The 18,468-nt window shown below is 62.9% G+C and carries 11 protein-coding genes; 8 read left to right on the top strand and 3 right to left on the bottom strand.

Translation table 11 applies throughout. From position 1 onward, the window contains the following. Positions 1–76: 76 nt before the first annotated feature. Positions 77–295, bottom strand: a complete 219-nt coding sequence (locus tag D6Z24_RS02190) for a hypothetical protein (RefSeq protein ID WP_129124900.1) — start codon at positions 293–295, stop codon at positions 77–79. A 244-nt stretch (positions 296–539) separates the two neighbouring features. Next, entirely contained in the window at positions 540–2,180 is a 1,641-nt protein-coding gene (locus tag D6Z24_RS02185; protein WP_129124899.1) for a methyl-accepting chemotaxis protein, read from the bottom strand. A 284-nt stretch (positions 2,181–2,464) separates the two neighbouring features. Here D6Z24_RS02185 and D6Z24_RS02180 point away from each other — a divergent pair, with 284 nt between their 5' ends. From D6Z24_RS02180 to D6Z24_RS02160, 5 genes are all read left to right on the top strand, one after another. Then, a complete protein-coding gene (locus tag D6Z24_RS02180) occupies positions 2,465–6,490 on the top strand; it encodes a PAS domain S-box protein (protein ID WP_129124898.1) in 4,026 nt (1,341 codons plus the stop codon). A 445-nt stretch (positions 6,491–6,935) separates the two neighbouring features. Continuing rightward, on the top strand, positions 6,936–7,382 hold the full coding sequence (locus tag D6Z24_RS02175) for a MarR family winged helix-turn-helix transcriptional regulator (RefSeq protein WP_162605059.1): 447 nt from the start codon (positions 6,936–6,938) through the stop codon (positions 7,380–7,382). A 53-nt stretch (positions 7,383–7,435) separates the two neighbouring features. After that, positions 7,436–8,674: a multidrug effflux MFS transporter gene (locus D6Z24_RS02170; protein ID WP_129124896.1), complete on the top strand. Its 1,239-nt coding sequence runs from the start codon at positions 7,436–7,438 to the stop codon at positions 8,672–8,674. Between the two features lie 212 nt (positions 8,675–8,886). Continuing rightward, on the top strand, positions 8,887–10,959 hold the full coding sequence (locus D6Z24_RS02165) for a hypothetical protein (protein WP_129124895.1): 2,073 nt from the start codon (positions 8,887–8,889) through the stop codon (positions 10,957–10,959). Between the two features lie 33 nt (positions 10,960–10,992). Next, complete coding sequence (locus D6Z24_RS02160; RefSeq protein ID WP_129124894.1) at positions 10,993–12,174, top strand: hypothetical protein; 1,182 nt, start codon at positions 10,993–10,995, stop codon at positions 12,172–12,174. Positions 12,175–12,253: 79 nt separating this feature from the next. Here D6Z24_RS02160 and D6Z24_RS02155 read toward each other — a convergent pair whose 3' ends face one another. Beyond that, positions 12,254–13,153 carry a protoglobin domain-containing protein gene (locus tag D6Z24_RS02155; protein ID WP_129124893.1) on the bottom strand — a complete coding sequence of 300 codons (900 nt, stop codon included), beginning with the start codon at positions 13,151–13,153 and terminating at the stop codon, positions 12,254–12,256. Between the two features lie 624 nt (positions 13,154–13,777). On the opposite strand from D6Z24_RS02155, the gene D6Z24_RS02150 reads away from it, so the two are divergent. The 3 genes from D6Z24_RS02150 (at position 13,778) to D6Z24_RS02140 (ending at position 18,388) form a co-directional block, all read left to right on the top strand. Further along, positions 13,778–14,137: a CZB domain-containing protein gene (locus D6Z24_RS02150; protein ID WP_129124892.1), complete on the top strand. Its 360-nt coding sequence runs from the start codon at positions 13,778–13,780 to the stop codon at positions 14,135–14,137. Between the two features lie 150 nt (positions 14,138–14,287). Continuing rightward, complete coding sequence (locus D6Z24_RS02145; protein ID WP_129124891.1) at positions 14,288–17,440, top strand: GAF domain-containing protein; 3,153 nt, start codon at positions 14,288–14,290, stop codon at positions 17,438–17,440. Between the two features lie 180 nt (positions 17,441–17,620). Further along, positions 17,621–18,388 (top strand): DUF5020 family protein, encoded by a 768-nt coding sequence (locus D6Z24_RS02140; protein ID WP_129124890.1) that lies wholly within the window; start codon positions 17,621–17,623, stop codon positions 18,386–18,388. Positions 18,389–18,468 lie beyond the last annotated feature (80 nt).

Genomic DNA, 18,468 nt, shown 5'->3' with positions numbered 1-18,468 from the left:
TGAACAAGAAAAGGCCACGGAGATCCGTGGCCTTTCTTTTTTGGTAAACGACGGTCGGGACGGCGCTTGGAAAGGGTCAGCGCTTTTCGAGGATTTCCCTCGCCCGCTCCATCTGGTTCGGGAACAGGTCGTCGAGTACGGCCTCTTTGCCGGCGGCCTTGCGCACCGTGTAGCGCGCGCACCCCTCGAAGTGGTCGGTGCAGTACATCATCTTGAAGACGTTGCTGGTGGAAGGCATGTTGGCCATCTGGTCGTTGAAGAAGATACATCCGCTAAGAAGCTCGCAGTCAGGCATCCCTACTCCTCCTATCATGGGTTGGCGGCCGGTCTGGGGGCCATCGGAAGGAAAGCGGTCGGCGAAGCGTTAAAGTCACACAGATTGTGCGGGAATATATACCCTTGCCGCCCGCACTGCAATATGTTTTTTTAATTGACGGCTCCTATTTAGCGTATACGAACGGTAGTGGTTCCAGCGGCATCCGGCAAAAAAAAGGGCGTCCCCGATGCGGGGCGCCCTTTTTCGTTCATGGCCCGTATCTCTAGAGCCGGAAACGCTGCACGAGATCCTGGAGCTGGGCCGCGTAGCCGGTCAGGTGGGATGCCTCGACCGCGGAGCGGTTCGCCCCCTGCGAAGTCTGGTGTACGATCTCGGTGATCCGGTGCATGTTGCCGGAGATCTCGCTCGTCGTTGCCGTCTGTTCTTCCACGGCGGTGGCGATCTGGCTCACCTGCATGGCGACGGCGTTCACCTGTTCCAGGATTTCCCTGAGCGCCGCCCCGGACTTGGCCGCCTCCTCGGTGCCTGCCGCCACCTGGGACACCCCTTGCTCCATCGCGGTCACCGCACCACGCGTCTCCGCCTGGATCGCCTTGATCATCTCCCCTATCTCGCGGGTGGCGCGCGTGGTCCGCTCGGCAAGCGCCCGCACCTCGTCTGCCACAACGGCGAAACCTCTTCCCTGCTCACCGGCGCGCGCGGCCTCGATGGCGGCGTTCAGCGCGAGCAGGTTGGTCTGGTCGGCGATGTCCTCGATGGTGCCGATGATGGCCCCGATCTGGTCGGAGCGCTCGCCGAGGCTCGACACGGTCCGCGCCGATTCCTGTACCTTGTCCGCGATCTGTCCCATGACGGCGACGGTGCGATCCACGACGGCGGCGCCGTCGCTGGCCGACTGCGCGGCGCGCTGCGCCCCTTCCGCCGCGCTCTGGCAGTTCATGGCGATGTCGCCGGAGGTCGCCGACATCTCCTCGCCGGCGGTGGAAACCGCGCCGGACTGGCTCGCCACCTCCTCTGCCTCTTCGGCGATCTGCCGGGAGATCTCGTGCATCTGGTTAGCGGCGGCGGTCACCTGCTCCGATGTGCTGCTCACCGCGCCGATCATGCCGCGCAGGTTCCCGGTCATGGTCTTCATGGTACCCATGAGCTGCCCGGTCTCGTCGCGGTAGGAAACGTCGAGGTCGCGCGAGAGATCGCCGGTCGCGATGGTGTCGGCGACGGTGACGAGACGTGCGAGGGGTACCGTGATGGAACGGGTGATGATGATGGAGAGGATGACCGCCATGGTGGCGGCGATGATGGCGATGACGGCGATGGAGAGCCTGATCCCGGAGGCCCCGGCTTGCGCCTCGGCAACCGTGTCGGCCATCTGCCGGGTCATCAGCTTGGAAAACTCGACCACCTGGGCTTCCGCCTGGTGCGTCGGCTTTTTGTACTCGTCGATGGCGTGGTTCGCGTCCTGGGTCGTGGTGATGCGGCCTCCCTGCACCTCATCGTAGACCTTGCGGAAGCCGGCGGCGTACGCCTCGCTGTCACGCTTGATGCCGGAGAGCATCTCCTTCTCGCGCGGGTGTTCGGCAAGTTTCATCATCTCGTCGTTGCGCGCCTGGAACCCGGCCATGTTCTCGTCCCATTTCTTCCGGTACTCCTCGAGCTTCCCGGCGTCGGCCATGTTGATGAATGCATCCTTTTCGAAGCGGCGCAGGACGTTGATGTCGGCACGGCTTGCCTGGGCGAGTTCGAGGAGCTTCGCGTGGGTGCCGGCAACGTCCTTGACGTGGTCGAGCATCCTGGCGGTACCGGTATATCCGAGGACGCCCAGAAGGATGATGATCATGGTGGCTATTGAAAAACAGACGTTTAGGCGGGTGCCGATTCTGAAACGGCAAAGGATATCGAACATGGTGCTTCCTCCTGCTGCTGGTTTGCCGCGTGGGCATCACTCCCCGTATCGGTTTCGGCGCTGAATACTTGAGGGAGGATGGCGCGCCGAATGCCCCACCGTATCTTCGGGCGGTGTATTAGAGATCCCACCTGTACCTTGGATCCGGCCGTATCGTTGCAAAAGAGCGGCCTCAAGGTAGACTGAGTCTTTGTCTTTTCATAGTCCGATGGAGTGATCTCAAAAGGACTATTCGAAGCGGGCAAGCATGCACTTATGACTGTCATGTCTTGGAGGAAAAGAGGGTGGAAGAGGGGCCAACATTCAATCTTAAGGCTGTGGCAGCACTCCTGCTCCCCTTTTTCGCCTGTGCCGTACAGTGGCTTTTCTGGGATTTCCTGCAGCCCTACGCCTACATCCTGTTCTACCCCGCCGTCTATGTCAGTGCCCGCCTGGGAGGCAAGCGGATCGGCATCGCCGCGACCCTCATTTCCGGATTTTTGATCTCCTATCTGTTCATCCCCCCGCTTTATTCCTTAGCCGTCGTCCCGGCAAGCCGTGCGGTCTCAGTCTTGGCCTTCATCGTTGTCGGCGTCCTCTTCGCCTACATGCAGGAGCATTTGCAACAGGCAAGGTGCGGCGAGGTGGACGCGCGCGAAAAGGCGCAAAGCTCGGAAGAGGAGCTCCGCGAAGCGCGCATCGAACTTTTGGAACTGGAGCGGCGCCTGGCCGAAGAGCGCCTGCAGGAGAAAGAGGAACAGTTCCGGATCATGTTCATGGAGTCGAGCCTGGGCGAGGCGCAGATGGATCCGGCGACCGGCAGGTTCCTGAAGGTGAACCCGGCGCTGTGCCGCATGACCGGTTACCGCGAGGCGGACCTTTTGCAGCTGGGGCTCCCGGAGGTGACCCGGCCCGAGGAGAGGGAGCACTGCAGGGCGTACCTGAAAAGCCTGGTCGGTGAGCGCGGCGGCGTGGAGGCCGAGTTCAGCGTGTTGCGCTCCGACGGCTCGTCGGTCTGTTGCCAGGTGAACCTGAACCTCGCGCGCGACGCCGAGGGGCGTCCGGTATCGGTGCTCGCGGTGATCCAGGACGTGACCGAGCGGCGCCGGGCGGAGGAGGCGCTCCTGAAATCGGAGGAGAAATTCGCCCTCGCCTTCTCGGGAAACCCGGCCGCCATCGCGCTCACCCGGCTCGAGGACGGGGTCTTCCTGGATGTGAACGAGACCTGGCAGGCCATGACCGGGTACACCCGCGAAGAAGCGATCGGGAGATCCGGGCGCCACATCTGGCCCGACCCGGAGTCGGCGCGCCGCTTCGTCGAAGGGCTGCGCGCGACCGGAACGGTGCGGGGGTGGGAACAGCCTTTCCACAGAAAAGACGGCGAAATCTTCCTCGCGCAGCTCTGGTCGCAGCTTTTGACCGTAGGTGGGGAGCAGGTCATCCTCTCGACCCTGATCGACATCACGCCGCTCAAGCGGGCGGAGGCGGCGCTTCGGGACACCGAAACCAGGTTCAGAACCATCTTCGACCACGCGCCGGTGGCGATCGGCATCGGCGCCGTGGAAGACGGGCGCCTTTTGGAGGTCAACCCCGCCTGGCTCAGGCTCCTCGGCTACCGCCGTGAGGAGGTACTCGACCGCACCGCGGTGGAGCTCGGCATATACCTCGACGAGGCGACCCGCGACGAGGTGGTGGGGAAGGTGCGTCAGGGGGAGGGGGTGAGCCAGGAGCTGCAATTGAGGCGCAAGTCCGGGGAAGTGATCGACGTTCTTTTCTCTGCGGACGTGGTGGTGCTCGGCGGCCGTCCCTGCCTTCTGGTCATGCTGAACGACGTCACCATACAGAAACAGGCGGAGCGCGCGCTGCAAAAGAGCAAGCAGGAGTACCAGCAGCTCTTCCAGAACATGCTGGAGGGGTTCGCCTCCTGCCGGGTGGTCCGGGACGCCTCGGGCGCCGCGGAGGACTTCGTGTTTCTCAACGTGAACCGGGCTTTGCTGCATCTAAGCGGCCTCACCGACCTGACGGGGAAGCGGATCTCGCAGGTGATCCCGCAGGTCAGGGAGACGAATCCGGAGCTGCTGCAGGCATGCGGCCGGGTGGCGGAAAAAGGGGAGCCGGAGCACCTGGAGACCTACCTCGAACCGCTCGAGCAGTGGTACGCGGTGTCACTTTACGGCGTGGAGCAGGGCTACTTCGTCGCCCTTTGCGACAACATCACTTCGAGGAAGCGCGAGGAGATCCGCAGAAACGCGACGGTGGAGCTTTTGCGCATCTGCAACGAGGCGCAACGGGTGGATGAGCTGTTGTCGCGCACGGCGCGCTTTTTCAGCGATCTTTCCTGCTGCGAGGCGATCGGTATCAGGCTGCGTTGCGGAGACGACTACCCGTACTGCGAGACCATCGGCCTTTCCGAGTCCTTTGTCGGCGAGGAGAGGGGGCTTTGCGACCGCGACGCGCAGGGGAATCCCCTTCGCGACCCCCAGGGGCGTGCCGCGCTGCGCTGCCTGTGCGGCGAGGTGATCTCCGACCGCTGTCCGAGGGAGGCGGCATGCACGCCGCGGGGGAGTTACTGGACCGCGAACGGCACCGCGGAGACCGACGGCTACGGGAAGTGCCGGTGTCACAGCGAGGGGTACCGATCCCTGGCCCTGGTTCCGTTGCACTCCCACGGGGAGAGGATCGGGCTCTTCCAGTTCAGTGACCGGCGCCCGGGGCTCGTGTCGGCCGAGAAGGTCGCCCTCTACGAGGACCTCGTCGATTACATCGCGATCTCGTTTTCGAAGCTGAAGGCGGATCAGGCGCTTCTCGAGGCGAGCCAGTACAACGAGCAGATCATCGCGGGGGCCCAGGAGGGGATCATCGTCTACGACCGCGAGCTTTGTTACCAGGTCTGGAACCCGTACATGGAGCGCTTCACCGGCATCAAGGCCGAGGAGATCCTCGGGCGGCGTCCGCAGGACGTCCTCCCCTTCCTTCAGGAGACCGGCGTGATCGAAAAGCTGGCGCGCACCCTGGAGGGGGAGGAGTCGGGGTCGGTGGACTTTCCCTTCTACATAGAGAGCACCGGCGTCTCGGGATGGGCGGTCGACACGCGTGCACCGTTACGCGACGCGCAGGGGGAGATAATCGGCGTCATCGCCACTGTGCGAGACATCACGGCCGAGCGGCGCCTGGAGGAGCAGTTGAGGCAGGCGCAGAAGATGGAGGCGGTCGGGCAGCTCGCGGGCGGGGTCGCCCACGACTTCAACAACGTGCTGCAGGTGATCATGGGGTATTGCTCCCTGCTGGAGGTGGACCCGAAGCTTGGCGAAAAACAAAAAGGCGAGGTGGAGCAGATCATGGTCTCGGCGGAGCGGGCGGCCCAGCTCACCAAGGGACTTCTGGCCTTCAGCCGCAAGCAGGTGATGGAACCGAAACGGGTGAACCTGTGCGACATAGTGCAGCACGTGCAGAAGTTCCTCGTGCGCATCATCGGGGAGGACATCACCCTCAGGGCCGTCCCCTGCACGGAGAGCGTCATCACCATCATGGCCGACAGCGGCCATATCGAGCAGGTGCTGATCAACCTAGCCACCAACGCCCGCGACGCCATGTCCAAGGGGGGAACGCTCACCCTGAAAACGGAGAGCGTGGAGATCGAGGAAGGGGTGGAGAGCCCGTTCGGCCACAGCGAGCCGGGGCGCTACGCCTGCATCGTCATGGAGGACACCGGCTGCGGCATGGACGAGGAGACCCGGGCCAGGATCTTCGAGCCGTTCTTCACCACGAAGGAGGTGGGGAAGGGGACCGGGCTCGGTATGGCCATCGTGTACGGCATCGTGAAGCAGCATAACGGCTTCATCAACGTCTACAGCGAACCGGGGCACGGCACCACCTTCAGGGTTTTCCTGCCGCAGTTGGACGCGGGACTTCCCGCGGGTGGCGCGAGGGAGGAACTCCCTGCGCCGCGCGGCGGAAACGAGACCCTGCTCCTCGCCGAGGACGACGCCGAGGTGCGCAAGCTGCTTTTCACCGTCCTCACCAAGTTCGGCTACCGGGTGATCGCGGCGGAGGACGGCCAGCAGGCGGTGGAACTTTTCGCCGCGAACCGCGGCAGCATCGCCCTCGTGGTGATGGACCTCATCATGCCGAGGAAAAACGGCATGGAGGCGGGGGAGGAGATCGCCAGGCTCGAGCCGGGGGCGAAGATCCTCTATTCGAGCGGCTACACCTCGGACTTCATGGAGCGGCGCGGGGTGAGCGAGCAGGGGATCCAGCTCATCATGAAACCGGTGCAGCCGGTGGAGCTCTTGCGCAAGGTGCGCGAGATGCTGGACCGTTCCGAGCAGTGACCATTGGCACCAAGTTCCCCCCTTTGCAAAGGTTCATCCGGGAATTCCGGGGAACAGGCGCCTCTAGTCCCCCTCCCCTTGCGGGAGGGGGAGGGGGAGGCCTCAAAGGGCGTTTCTCCCGGAATTTCCTGAAGAACCTTTGCGAAGGGGGGACAGAGGGGATTTAGCCCGGCTAGATGTGCAGCACCTTTTGGGGGGGCGTCACGCAAGCAGACGCCGGAGCGTCCGAGGCTTTGCGTTCCCACGCTGGACCGTAGGAACGATGCAAAGGCAAATCCCCCCCGTCCCCCCTTCGCAAAGGGGGGAGCGCGTGGGCACCCGAGATGCTTCGTGGTCGCTGTTTTCTGCCATCCGCGGAATTCCATGAATAACCTTCCGCAAGTGGAGGGGGGCTTTGCGGCCGGTCCGGTTGACTTCGTTTTTAATTAGTTGTATGGTGCAACCAATGGACGCACTTACCGACTACAAACTGGACAAATCGCTGGGGCACCTGGCCTCCCGCTTTTCGAGGATGGTGCTCAGGCGTTTCAACGCGGTGCTCGTGCAAAACGAGGTGCCGATCACCTCGGAACAGTACTCGCTCCTCGTGCAGCTCTGGGAGTGCAACGGGCTGGCCCAGGGGATGCTGGCGGGAAAGACGGCGAAGGACAAGACCACCATGGCACGGCTCGCGGCGGTACTCGAGGAGCGCGGGCTCATCGTCCGGCTGCCAAGTCCCAACGACGCGCGCGAGCGCCTGCTCTACCTGACCGACCTGGGCAAGGAGGTCATGGACCGCGCCACCCGCCTCGCCCGGGGCATCCTCGAGGAAGCCCAGCAAGGGATCGGCGCAGGAGACCTCGAGATCTGCCGCGACGTCCTGCGCCGCGCCTGCGGCAATCTCGACCGCTAGTTTTTTTTCACCGAATAGTTGTATGAAGCAACTTTCGGCGCAGTGAGGTTTCGATGAACCCTGTTACAAAGCCGGCACCCCTCCACCCCTCTCAGATGAGCCGGCGCCAGCTGGCCGTCTTCGTGCTCATCCTCGGCGCCCTGACCGCTTTTTCCGCCATGTCCATAGACATGTACCTTCCTGCCTTCCCGCAGATGGCGCGCGACCTCCACGTGCCGCTCAGCACGGTGCAGCTCTCCGTCTCCGCCTTTCTCTTCGGCTCCGCGCTGGGACAGCTCTTCTACGGGCCGCTGGCGGACCGCTGGGGAAGGCGCAAGCCGCTTCTGCTCGGACTGTCGCTGTACGTCGCCTCGACCATCGGCTGCGCGCTGGTACACTCGGGAACCGCTCTTTTGCTCTGGCGCGTGATGATGGCGCTCGGGGGCGGGGCGGGGATGGTGATCTCCCGTGCGGTGGTGCGCGACCTCTACGACACGGCTGAGGCGGCGCGGATGTTTTCACTGCTCATGCTGGTGATGGGGCTTGCGCCGATTCTGGCGCCGCTTGCCGGGGGACAGCTGCTCCTCTTCACCGGATGGAGGGGGATCTTCGTCTTCCTGAGCATCTTCGGCCTCGCCTCCCTTGTGGCGGCGGCCCTGGCCCTTCCCGAGTCGCTCCCCCCGGAGCGGCGCGTAAAAAGAAGCACGGCCGACATGGTGGCGGTCTACGGTCACCTTTTGAAGAACCGCCGCTACCTGCGTTACGCGGTGGGGCTTGGCTGCGTGGCGGGGGTCAACTTCTCCTACATCTCCGGCGCCCCCTTCGTCTTCATCGAGCTGCACGGGCTCTCCCCTCAGTTTTTCGGCGTCTTCTTCGGCGTCAACGCCTGCGGCCTGATCGGCGCCTCGCAGATGAACCGCCGCCTGCTGCGCCGCTACGCCCCGAGGCGCATAGCACTCTTCGCCTTTCTGACCGCCGGGGTGTCCGGCTCCCTCCTCATCGCCGCGGCCGCGACCGGCTTCGGCGGGTTCCCGCTGCAGATGCTGTTCATCTTCGTCTGCCTCTGCATGACCGGTCTTCTCTACCCGAACATAACGGCACTCGCGCTCGCCCCCTTCGACAAGGCGGCCGGGAGCGCTTCCGCCCTGCTCGGCACCATCCAGTACCTCCTGGGCGCCTCCGGCGGGGCGCTCGTCGGGGCGATCCACGACGGCACCGCGGTCCCCATGACCGCCGCGATGGCGCTTTGCGGGGTGCTGGGACTGGTCGCGGTGATGACCGCCGGCGGGGAGTCTGAGCGCCCGCACGCCTAGATCATGCCGGCCTTCCCGCCACCTCGCTGCATTGCAACGGTAACGGCAGTATTTCCCGTTGCGACGGACCGACCGCCGCTGTCTCTCTCAAGGCATTAGACCCTCCTCACTGGCAGTGCGTTCCGTATACGATTAATAATAAGTAAATAATGTTGTCTCAGGATGGGCGGGTGATACTCTTTGTTGGCTTACATCTAACAAGGAGGTGCTTCATGGAACAAGTGTATCGGTCGCTCAAGAGTATCGTTGTACTTGCAGTGTTGTGCTCCCTGCTGGCAGCCTGTGGCGGGGGAGGATCCTCCTCCTCTTCGACCACGGTGAACGGTGTCGCCTCGAAAGGGCCGATCAAGGACGGTGCGGTGTCGGTGTACGCCGTCAACGCCGACGGGACCCGGGGCAGGCTTCTCGGCACCGGTACGACCGGGTCCGACGGCACGTACAAGGTGCAGAACCTCTCCTACAAGGGAAACCTCATCGTGATCGTCACCGGCGGCACCTACTTAGACGAGGCGACAGGGACGGCAGACGTGCCCAACACGGTGCTGAAGGCGGCGCTTTCCGATGTAACCGGCTCAGTAAACGTGGCGGTAACCCCGCTTACCGATGTCGCCTTCAAGCAGATGAGTTCGGCTGCGGGAGGCTTCAGCAAGACGAACATAGACCACAGTAACGCGGTGGTCAGCACCGCGTTCGGCGTGGACATCATCGGCACCCAGCCGGTCGACGTCACCGACGCGACCAAGGTCGCATCAGCTTCGAGCCAGACCGCCGTGGACTACGGTGTGGCCCTCGCCGCCATCTCCCAGATGGTCAAAAACGGCGACGCAAGCGACGTGAAAGACGCCATCGGGATGATCCAGTCCGATCTCTCCGCGGAAACCCCGATGCTTTCGACGACCGGGGGTGCCCTCACCCAGGCGATCGTCGCCCTGACCAGCGGCCCCGAGCCGATGCTCGCCCCCACCATCAACACCGAAACAACCTCCATGTACGGCACCATCCAGCATTTCACCGACAGCGAGGTGAATCCCCCCGAGAACCCGAACGGCGTGGCGCAGGCGAAGGCCATGATAAGCGACCTGCGCAACACGGTTCTCACCGTGGTCGACTACCACACAGGGGACGTGGGGAGCACGCTCAAGACCCCGTTCGACGCCACCGCGGCCGAACTGCAGACCACGGTCGGCCCCGAGCTTTCAAGCGTAGGCGATCTGGTGGGTTGGGTGGTCACCTCGGTCGGCGGCCTCACGGGCATCACCCCGGGGACGACCTATCCCTTCACCGATCCGGAGAAGCATCCCGGGCAGACGCTCACCATCGTCACGGGCAGCACCGGCACCACGGCGACGGTCACCATCGTCACCGACGCCAACGTGACCCTGCTCTCCGGCACCGTCACGGTGAACGACGTCAACATGCCGACGAGCGGGAGCGTCAACTTCACCACCCTGAAGACGGCAAGCGGCGGCAACGCCACCATGACCGCCTCCTACAGTGCGGTCGTCTCGGACACGACCATGGCGATTACCTTCAGGGGGAAACTCATTACGCCCGTGGCGTCCTTCGACTTCGACGACAGCGCGAACAACCGGAAGCTGACCTTCACCCTCACCCAGAACCCGACCATGCCGGACAGCGTCATGCTCACCAAGGCCTACTTCAGCGGGGTGGCGACCAGCTCCACGGCCCGCGTCACCGGCAGCATCGACATCCCGACGCTCGTGTGGAACCCCAACATAAGCCCCAACGAGGGGAATGCCACCATACCGACCCAGGCCGCCTTCAGCGGTAAGATCGAGGCGCTGGACCAGGGGACCGTCACCATGACGCTGCAGGGGACCCTGACCGGGACCTTCTCCAACGCATCCAGCTACAACCCGACCCTCGCCGACGACCAGACCAACTTCCCGCAGTGGAGCGGCATCTTCAACGGCTCTCTGGTGGCCGGCAACGGCGTCAATATCACGGCCATGCTGAAGGCAAGCATGTCTGTTTTCCAGGTGATCAACTTCGAGGTGAAGTACACGAGGACGCTGGCGAACGACGCGACCATCTGGCTCGATTGCACCGGAACCTACAACGTCTTTACGGAGGTGACCTCGGCGACCTTGTCGAACCAGGCGGGTCTTCATGGCACCATCGTCAACGACAAGAGTAAGCCGGCCGAGAGCAGGTTCAGCGGGAGCATGAAGGCAAGCGGCGGTGACGATGTCGCCACTTTCTCGAGCCCGCTCGGCGTCCCGAAGGTGACCTACGCCGACAGCTATTTCGAGACACTGATCTAGCCTCTCAAGCAGTACCTCCCGAAGGAAAACCTGATGAACCATGCATTGCAGGGAGGCCGCAAGGCCTCCCTTTTCCTGCCCCTTTTGAGAGCTGCCGCACTCCTTTGCGGCATCCCCATCATCTTTGCGGCGTCGCCGGCCCTGGGCGCCGTGCCCATGAGCGGTTTCAACCCCGCCCTGCTCGCAGGGCATAAGGATGGAGCCTTTCTGGAAGCTTCGGCCTTCGCCGCGGACACGGTGCTGCCGGTCATGAGCATCGTCGATGACAGCTGGAAGGGGCGCTTCACGCCGAAGGAGCACAACCTGGCCGACCTGTACTGGTATGCGGGAAGCGGGGTGGTGGCGCACAACTGGCGGGTGGCGGCATTCAACCGCGGCGAGCTCTTCGTAGACAGCAACCGTGACTCCATCGAGTTCATCTACAGCGTGAAGAAGAAACTCGACCTGACCACGGGGCGTCGCTACCAGGCGGACATCAGGATGAGGGGATGGACGGCAAGCGGCGTCGAGGTCTCGCGGGGTGCGAGCCTGGACGCGGTGCTCCAGGGGCTCTCCGCCGGGCTCACCCTGCGCGTCATGACGCCGCACTACCTGCAGTACGGCTCGATGAGCGGCGCGGTCACCGCGACCGGATCGAAAAGCTACGACTACGACCTGTACCTCGACTACGCCTACGGGCACAACATCCTCTACCGCGTGGACGACGAGACGCTCGGGTGGGGGTACGGCTACAGCGGGGACCTCGGGGCGAGCTACCGCAGGGGGGGGTGGCACGCCGAGCTGCTCTTAAGGGACCTGGCCGGCACGCTCATGTGGGATTCGGTCCCCTACACGAAGGCCTATGCGGTCAACCCCACCTCGACGACCGCGCCCAACGGGTACCAGGACTTCACCCCGAGCATCAGCGGATACGAGGGGAAAAAGAGCCTGCGGCAGACGATTCCGGTGAAGACAGACCTCTCCCTCGGTTACGACTACGGGAGTCTGAGCGCCGGGGGGACCTGCATCTTCGTGCAAGGGAGGCCGCGCACCTGGCTCTCGGCCGACTACCGTTTCCCCTGGGTTGATCTCTCCCTCGCCTACAACATCGAGTACGCAGCCTTCAGCCTCGCCGTGGCAAGCCACGGCTTCAGGGTGGGGGCTACCCTGAGCGACCCCAGCCCGCGCGATGCGCGCGCCCTAGGCGCGGAGCTTTCCTACCTTTACTCCTGGTAGTTCCGCTTCGTCGCCCTCCAAGACGGAAAAAGGCGCCCTGCAGCAAGCGGGACGCCTTTTTTGCCGCCGTTTTCCGGCGTCAGTGCGCGGTGACGGTCTGGCTCTTCGCCACCAGGAAGTAGACGATCCCCAGGATGAGGAGCGTCCCGGCGAGAAATGCCTGGGTCTCCAGGGCGTCGTGGCGCAGGGTCGAGATCAGGATCTCCCGGATCAGGGCGACGATGATCACGCCGATGAAGATCAGGATGTTGAACTTCCCTCCCTTGAGCGTCTTGATCTCGTTGTCCATGAGCTCGATCATCATCCAGAGGATGAGCAGCGAGCCGAGCGCGGAGAGGATACCCTTCTCGAAGTTCCCCTGGAAGATGTGGACCAGGTCATAGAAGAAGAGGGTCACCACGGAGAGGGAGACGCCGGTGAGCGCTATGACGAGGATGAGGTTCAAGCCGTAGGTGAAGCGCTCGGCGGCGTGGATGAGCTTGGACTCGAGCTTGTGCGAGACGAAGACCTTGCGCAGCTCCTCTTCCTGGTAGGAGGTGCTCATGACGTCCAGGTTGATGTCCAGGATCTTCTCGACCGCGATGCGGTACTTGCGCCGGACCGCGATGTCGGGGAAGTTCGCCTGCAGCATCTCGATCAGGAAGCGGCGCACCACGTTCATGGCGGCGTTCACGTAGTGGGCGCTCACCTTGATGCGCACGTGGGCCTGGCCGATCGCCTGCAGGGTGAGCATGTACTCGTTGTCGTAGTGCCCCGAGAAAAGGGAGAGGAACCATTCCGAATGGGTTCTCTTCAGCCGGGCGAGGTCCTTCGGGTCGCGCAGGAACACGGCGGTCTCGGGGATCTTCAGAAGGTACGAGTAGAACTCCTCGACCATGGCCTGGCTGTTCTCCTGCGCGAGCGGGAAAAGCTCTTTGAGCAGTTCGGCATCGGTTTCGGTGAAGTAATAGTGAGCTTTGATTTCCTGCATGGTAAGCATGTGGCTCTTCTCCTGTGCCATAAGTGCTGGATCAGCTATTGCAAATCCATCAATTGCGACAAAATAATCCGGAAAGTTTACCACAGCTGAACCATCTGTCTAAGCCGTATACGTCGTTGTGTCAGTAGGGAAGGGCCGAAAAAAGTGTAAGGTTCAGTCTTGCCCTGTTGAGGACCTGTCGTTGAGCGACAGGAGTGAGCAGGGCGGCATGAAGCGGGTAAGGGCTTGCTGTCGCTGAGGGGGGCTGTGTTGGGCTGAACTAATTGGGTATGTTTTCGCCCCGAGGATCGTCGGGCTCCCTCCCCTGACTTGTTTGCTGACCTGACTTACCAAAAAGGTGTAATTATTCGGTGGGCTTCGCAGATGTGGGGGGTTCGACCCACCTGTGGGTGTTGTGATCCAAATCACATTAACTTGAAGTCATTTGTCGGTTGGTCGGCTTGCATCGAGATTCCACATATATTTCAGCAGGAAAAGGGGTTTGGCGGCCGGTGTCGGAGCGTCATCGGCGTGTGAGATATTTTTTGGAATGCACTTTGCTTACTTAAGTTGTCGTGTTTGCTGCCGATAAGAGGAAGACATTTCTTTCGTCCGCGGCAACTCATAATATCTGTGAGGGAGAAGATGGATAAACAGGAGATCAACAACGCCATAAGCGAGCATGCCTTGTACAAGTACAGACTCAATGAGGTGATAGCCAAAGGGGAACTGGAAAGCCCCAAGGGACCGTGCACCGAACATGACTGTGCTTTCGGCAAGTGGTTCTACGGCAGCGAAATCCCCCCCAGGCACCGTGCCTCCGCCTACTACCAGAGGGTGAAGGAACTGCATGCCGAGTTTCACAAGGTGGCCTGCAACGTGGCGCATATGGCGGTTGAAGGTGACCCTGAGGGGGCGAAGCGGATGATGGAATTGGATGGGGAGTTCAGCCTGGTATCGAACCAGATGATGGAAGCGTTGATCAAATGGAGAGACAACATTTAGCCTTTTGATGAAAATGATTAAACTCAGCCTGCCGGGTGCCGATAAATGAGTCAGGGAGAGCATCGCCAGCATAGCGTGCTCTACGTGACATTGTGATGAGTGATCAGCAGGGTGAGCCACCCTGCGTGCAGTATCGGGCCGGGTGATTCAATGCCAAGCAAGACAAAGGGTTGTCTTCTTAAAAAGTACGGTATCTTCTCCATTGCCGTCTGGACCGTGGTCATCGTGGCGCTGGCGGCGACGGCGGTTACCGGCGACCGCAAAGAGATGCTGCAGCGGGCCGAAGACGAGGCCCGCGACTACTTCCGCCTCAATCTGCAGTACCGCGCCTGGGCCGCCAGGATGGGGGGCGTCTACGTTCCCGTCGGGAAGGCCGCTCCCAATCCCTATCTCACCGTTGTCCGCCGCGATGTAACCACCACCGAAGGGATGCGGCTTACCCTGGTGAATCCGGCCTACCTGACGCGCATGGTCTTTGCGACGGTCCCTTCCCCGCGCCAGGCGCCGCACCTCCCCCCTGTCACCAGCAGGATCACCAGTTTAAAACCCGTGAATCCCGTGAACGCCCCGGACCCCTGGGAGCGGGAGAGCCTGCTCGCCTTCGAGCGGGGTGAGTCCCGGGAGCGGTCCCAGGTTGCCAGTATCGCCGGGGCTCCCTATCTCCGTTTCATCTCCGCCTTCGTGACGGAAACCTCCTGCCTCACCTGCCACAGCGCATCGGGCGACAGGGAGGGCGCGGTGCGGGGCGCCCTGGTCATCTCGGTACCTTTGGTGGCGCGCTTGGAGCAGCAGGCGGCAAGTGACCGGAACACGGTCGGGCGCTACTTCCTGCTTTGGGTGCTCGGTACCGCCGGCATAGCGGTGTCGTCACGGCGCCGTTTCGAGGACACGCGGCGGCTGACGGCAAACGAACAGAAGTTCCGTACCGTGTGCGACTGGACCCAGGACTGGGAATACTGGGTGGGACCGGACGGGGCGATCAGGTACATGTCCCCTTCCTGCATCGAGCTCACCGGCTATGCGAGGGAGGAGTTCCAGGAGGAACCGGAGCTTTTGTACCGTGTGGTGCACCACGATTTCAGGGAGAGCCTGAGGGCACTGCACCAAGGGATACCCGACCCGTCCCGGCCGGCCAGAACGCTGGAGGTGCCCATCCTGACCCGCGGCGGAGAGCTGCGTTGGATCCAGCACCTGTGCCGCCCCATCTTCGAGGAAGGCGTGTTCCTCGGGCTCAGGGCCTCGAACCGGGACATCACGCGACAGCGGCAGGACACCGAGAAGATCAGGCTCAGCGAGTCGCGCCTGGTCACCCTTCTGGGGATCCTGCAGTACCCGTCCGAGTCGGTGCAGGGGTTCCTGGACAACGCGCTCGAAGAGGCGATCCGATTGACCGGAAGCCGGATCGGGTTCATCGGCCATTACGACGAGGAGCGTTCAGAGTTCACCCTGAACTGCTGGTCGCGCGACGTCATGCGGGAGTGCGGCCTCCCCGAGCGGGAGATCTTGTGCACCCTGGAAAAGACCGGGCTTTGGGGCGAGGTGGTACGCCAGCGCAGGGCGGTCGTCGTGAACGACTACGCCGCGGAGAGCGCGCTTAAAAAGGGGTATCCGCAAGGGCACGCGCATCTCAGCCGCTTCATGAGCATCCCGGTCTTCGCCGGCGACCGGATCGTCGCCGTGGTCGGCATGGCCAACAAGGAAAGCGAATACGACGACACCGACGTGCTGCAGTTGACCCTCCTCATGGAGTCGGTCTGGAAGTCGGTGGCGAACAAGCGGGCGGAGCAGGATCTGCTGGAGAGCAACGAGCGTTTCGCCGCGGCGTTCAACAACGCGCCCCTCATGCTGGCGGTCAGCTCGCTTGAGGACGGGGTCTACCTCGAGGTGAATCAGCGCTTCCTGGATGCGGTGCAGTGGAGCCGGGACGAGGTGATCGGAAAGCGCTCGGTGGACCTGGGGCTCGTGACGCAGACCCAGCGTGACCAGTTGAAAGAGCGGATGCTGAGGGATGGGCGGATCAAGGATCTGGAACTCACCCTGTACGCGAGCACGGGGCGGCCGGTGCTCTGCCGGATGTGGACCGAGACCATCGCGGTGGGGGGAGAGAAGCGGCTTTTCACCATCATCCTGGACATCACGGAGCAGCGGCGCGTCGAGCAGCAGTTCCTGCAGGCGCAGAAGATGGAGTCGGTCGGCCAGCTGGCCGGCGGTGTCGCCCACGACTTCAACAACATGCTGAGCGTCATCCTGGGGCACGCGGAGCTTGGGCTCATGGACGACGAGCTCGCTGAAGGGCAGCGCAGGCACCTGGAGGCGATCCTCGATGCCGCCAACCGCTCTTCCAGCATCACCAGGCAGCTTCTGACCTTCGCCAGACGCCAGAACGTGCTGCCGCGGGTGATCGAGGTGAACGAGGCGGTGGCCGGGATGCTGAAGATGCTCAGGCGGCTGATCGGCGAGGAGATCGAGCTGCTCTGGGTGCCGGGGGACGGGGTGGACCGGGTCAACATCGATCCCTCGCAGGTGGACCAGCTCCTCGCCAACCTCTGCGTCAACGCGCGCGACGCCATCGCCGGCGTCGGACGGATCACCATCAGCACGCAAAACGCGACCCTGTCGGGTAACCCGCTCGAGGCCGCCTCCGGGCTCGCCCCCGGCAGGTACGTGCTCCTCTCGGTGAGCGATACAGGGCAGGGGATGGCCGGGACGGTCCTCGACCACATCTTCGAGCCCTTCTACACGACCAAGGAGCCGGGAAAGGGGACGGGACTCGGCCTTGCCACCGTCTTCGGCATCGTGAAGCAAAACGGGGGAGGGATCAAGGTGGAGAGTGCCCCCGGGGAAGGGACCGTCTTCCGTATCTACCTTCCGTCCGTCCCGGATGAAGAGGGAGGCGTGCGGGGCGAGGAGGAGGCGCTCTACCAGAAGGGGGACGAGAGCATCCTCGTCGTGGAGGATGAGCTCTGGGTGCGCGAGATGGTTTCCGACATGCTGGTCAAGCTGGGGTATCGGGTCACCGTCGCCTCGACCCCGGAAGAGGCGCTTGCAACGGTCTCCCGGCTGGAGCGGGCCCCTGAGCTCCTCATCACCGACGTGATCATGCCGGGGATGAACGGCAGCGATCTGGCGCTGAAACTCGGGATCGCGAACCCCGGCGTCAAGACCCTTTTCATGTCCGGCTACGCTTCGGACTTCATCGCCCGCCACGGCGTAATCAACGAGGGGGTGCATTTCCTCCCCAAGCCGTTCACCCTCCCCACCCTTGCCGCGAAGGTCCGCGAGGTGCTAGACGGCGGCGGTTAGCCCCGCCGTCCGGAGGTGAAGCGCGCGGGATCGCTCCGCCCCGGGCGCCGCTCCTGCTCCGCTTTCGCATGTCGACTGTTTTGCTTGGTTTAATTAGATCAAAAAAAGGTGAACTGAATCAAAAAACGTGGTAGTTTCACGGGCCTTTTTTTTACTAATGAGCCAAGGAGAGCACCACAGATGAAGAGATCCATCCGCAGCGCCCTTTCCACCGGTTTCAAGGCCCTGGCCCTGGCCGCCCTGACACTCGCGCCGTTCGCCGCGACCGAGGCCCACGCGGGCGCCACGCTCTGGAACGAGACCAACATCCAGTACCTCTGGGGGGGGCAGTTCAAGAACCCGTTCACCGGCACCAAGGACACCCAGTCCACCATCACCGTCGAACATGCCAACGCCTGGAAGTACGGCGACACCTTCCTCTTTTTCGACGTGACCAATACCGAGAAGGACGACACCGGGATCTACGGCGAGCTCTCCCCGCGCCTTTCCATCGGCAAGATAACCGGCCGCGACCTCTCCGCTCCTTTCGTGAAGGACGTGCTGGTAGCCGGCACCCTGGAGATGGGTCAGGGCTTCCGCAACTACCTCTACGGCGTCGGCTTCAGCCTCAACCTGCCGAAGTTCAACTTCGCCGACCTGAACGTCTACGTGCGCAACGACCCGAAGCAGTCCGGCAGCACCTACCAGGTGACCCCCTGCTGGCAGCTTCCCTTCAGCGTGGGCAAGGCCGACATGCTCTTCGAAGGGTTCACCGACATCGCCGGCGGCGAAGGGAACCTCGTCTTCAACATCGACGCCCAGCCCCGCCTGCTCCTCGACCTCGGCAAGTTCTGGGACGCTCCGAAAAGCGTCTACTTCGGCACCGAGTTCATCTACTGGCACAACAAGTTCGGCGTAAGCGGCGTGAACGAGTACGCGCCGCAGGCGATGGTCAAGATCGTCATGTAGCAATTGACGATTGACGATGAAACCGGCCGGTGCCCGCGAGGTCATCGGCAATGGCAAAGAGGGGGGCGGATTTTTCCGCC

It is taken from the genome of Geomonas oryzae, assembly GCF_004117875.1.
Classification (GTDB): Bacteria; Desulfobacterota; Desulfuromonadia; order Geobacterales; family Geobacteraceae; genus Geomonas; species Geomonas oryzae.
The sequence above is the reverse complement of the archived record's forward strand: the minus strand, read 5'-3'. Positions and strand labels throughout refer to the sequence as shown.

Excerpts from the sequence above, each read along its gene's own strand:
- D6Z24_RS02190 (WP_129124900.1), bottom strand. The coding sequence starts at position 295 with ATGCCTGACTGCGAGCTTCTTAGCGGATGTATCTTCTTCAACGACCAG.
- D6Z24_RS02185 (WP_129124899.1), bottom strand. The coding sequence starts at position 2,180 with ATGTTCGATATCCTTTGCCGTTTCAGAATCGGCACCCGCCTAAACGTC.
- D6Z24_RS02175 (WP_162605059.1), top strand. The coding sequence starts at position 6,936 with ATGGACGCACTTACCGACTACAAACTGGACAAATCGCTGGGGCACCTG.
- D6Z24_RS02170 (WP_129124896.1), top strand. The coding sequence starts at position 7,436 with ATGAACCCTGTTACAAAGCCGGCACCCCTCCACCCCTCTCAGATGAGC.
- D6Z24_RS02165 (WP_129124895.1), top strand. The coding sequence starts at position 8,887 with ATGGAACAAGTGTATCGGTCGCTCAAGAGTATCGTTGTACTTGCAGTG.
- D6Z24_RS02160 (WP_129124894.1), top strand. The coding sequence starts at position 10,993 with ATGAACCATGCATTGCAGGGAGGCCGCAAGGCCTCCCTTTTCCTGCCC.
- D6Z24_RS02155 (WP_129124893.1), bottom strand. The coding sequence starts at position 13,153 with ATGCTTACCATGCAGGAAATCAAAGCTCACTATTACTTCACCGAAACC.
- D6Z24_RS02150 (WP_129124892.1), top strand. The coding sequence starts at position 13,778 with ATGGATAAACAGGAGATCAACAACGCCATAAGCGAGCATGCCTTGTAC.
- D6Z24_RS02145 (WP_129124891.1), top strand. The coding sequence starts at position 14,288 with ATGCCAAGCAAGACAAAGGGTTGTCTTCTTAAAAAGTACGGTATCTTC.
- D6Z24_RS02140 (WP_129124890.1), top strand. The coding sequence starts at position 17,621 with ATGAAGAGATCCATCCGCAGCGCCCTTTCCACCGGTTTCAAGGCCCTG.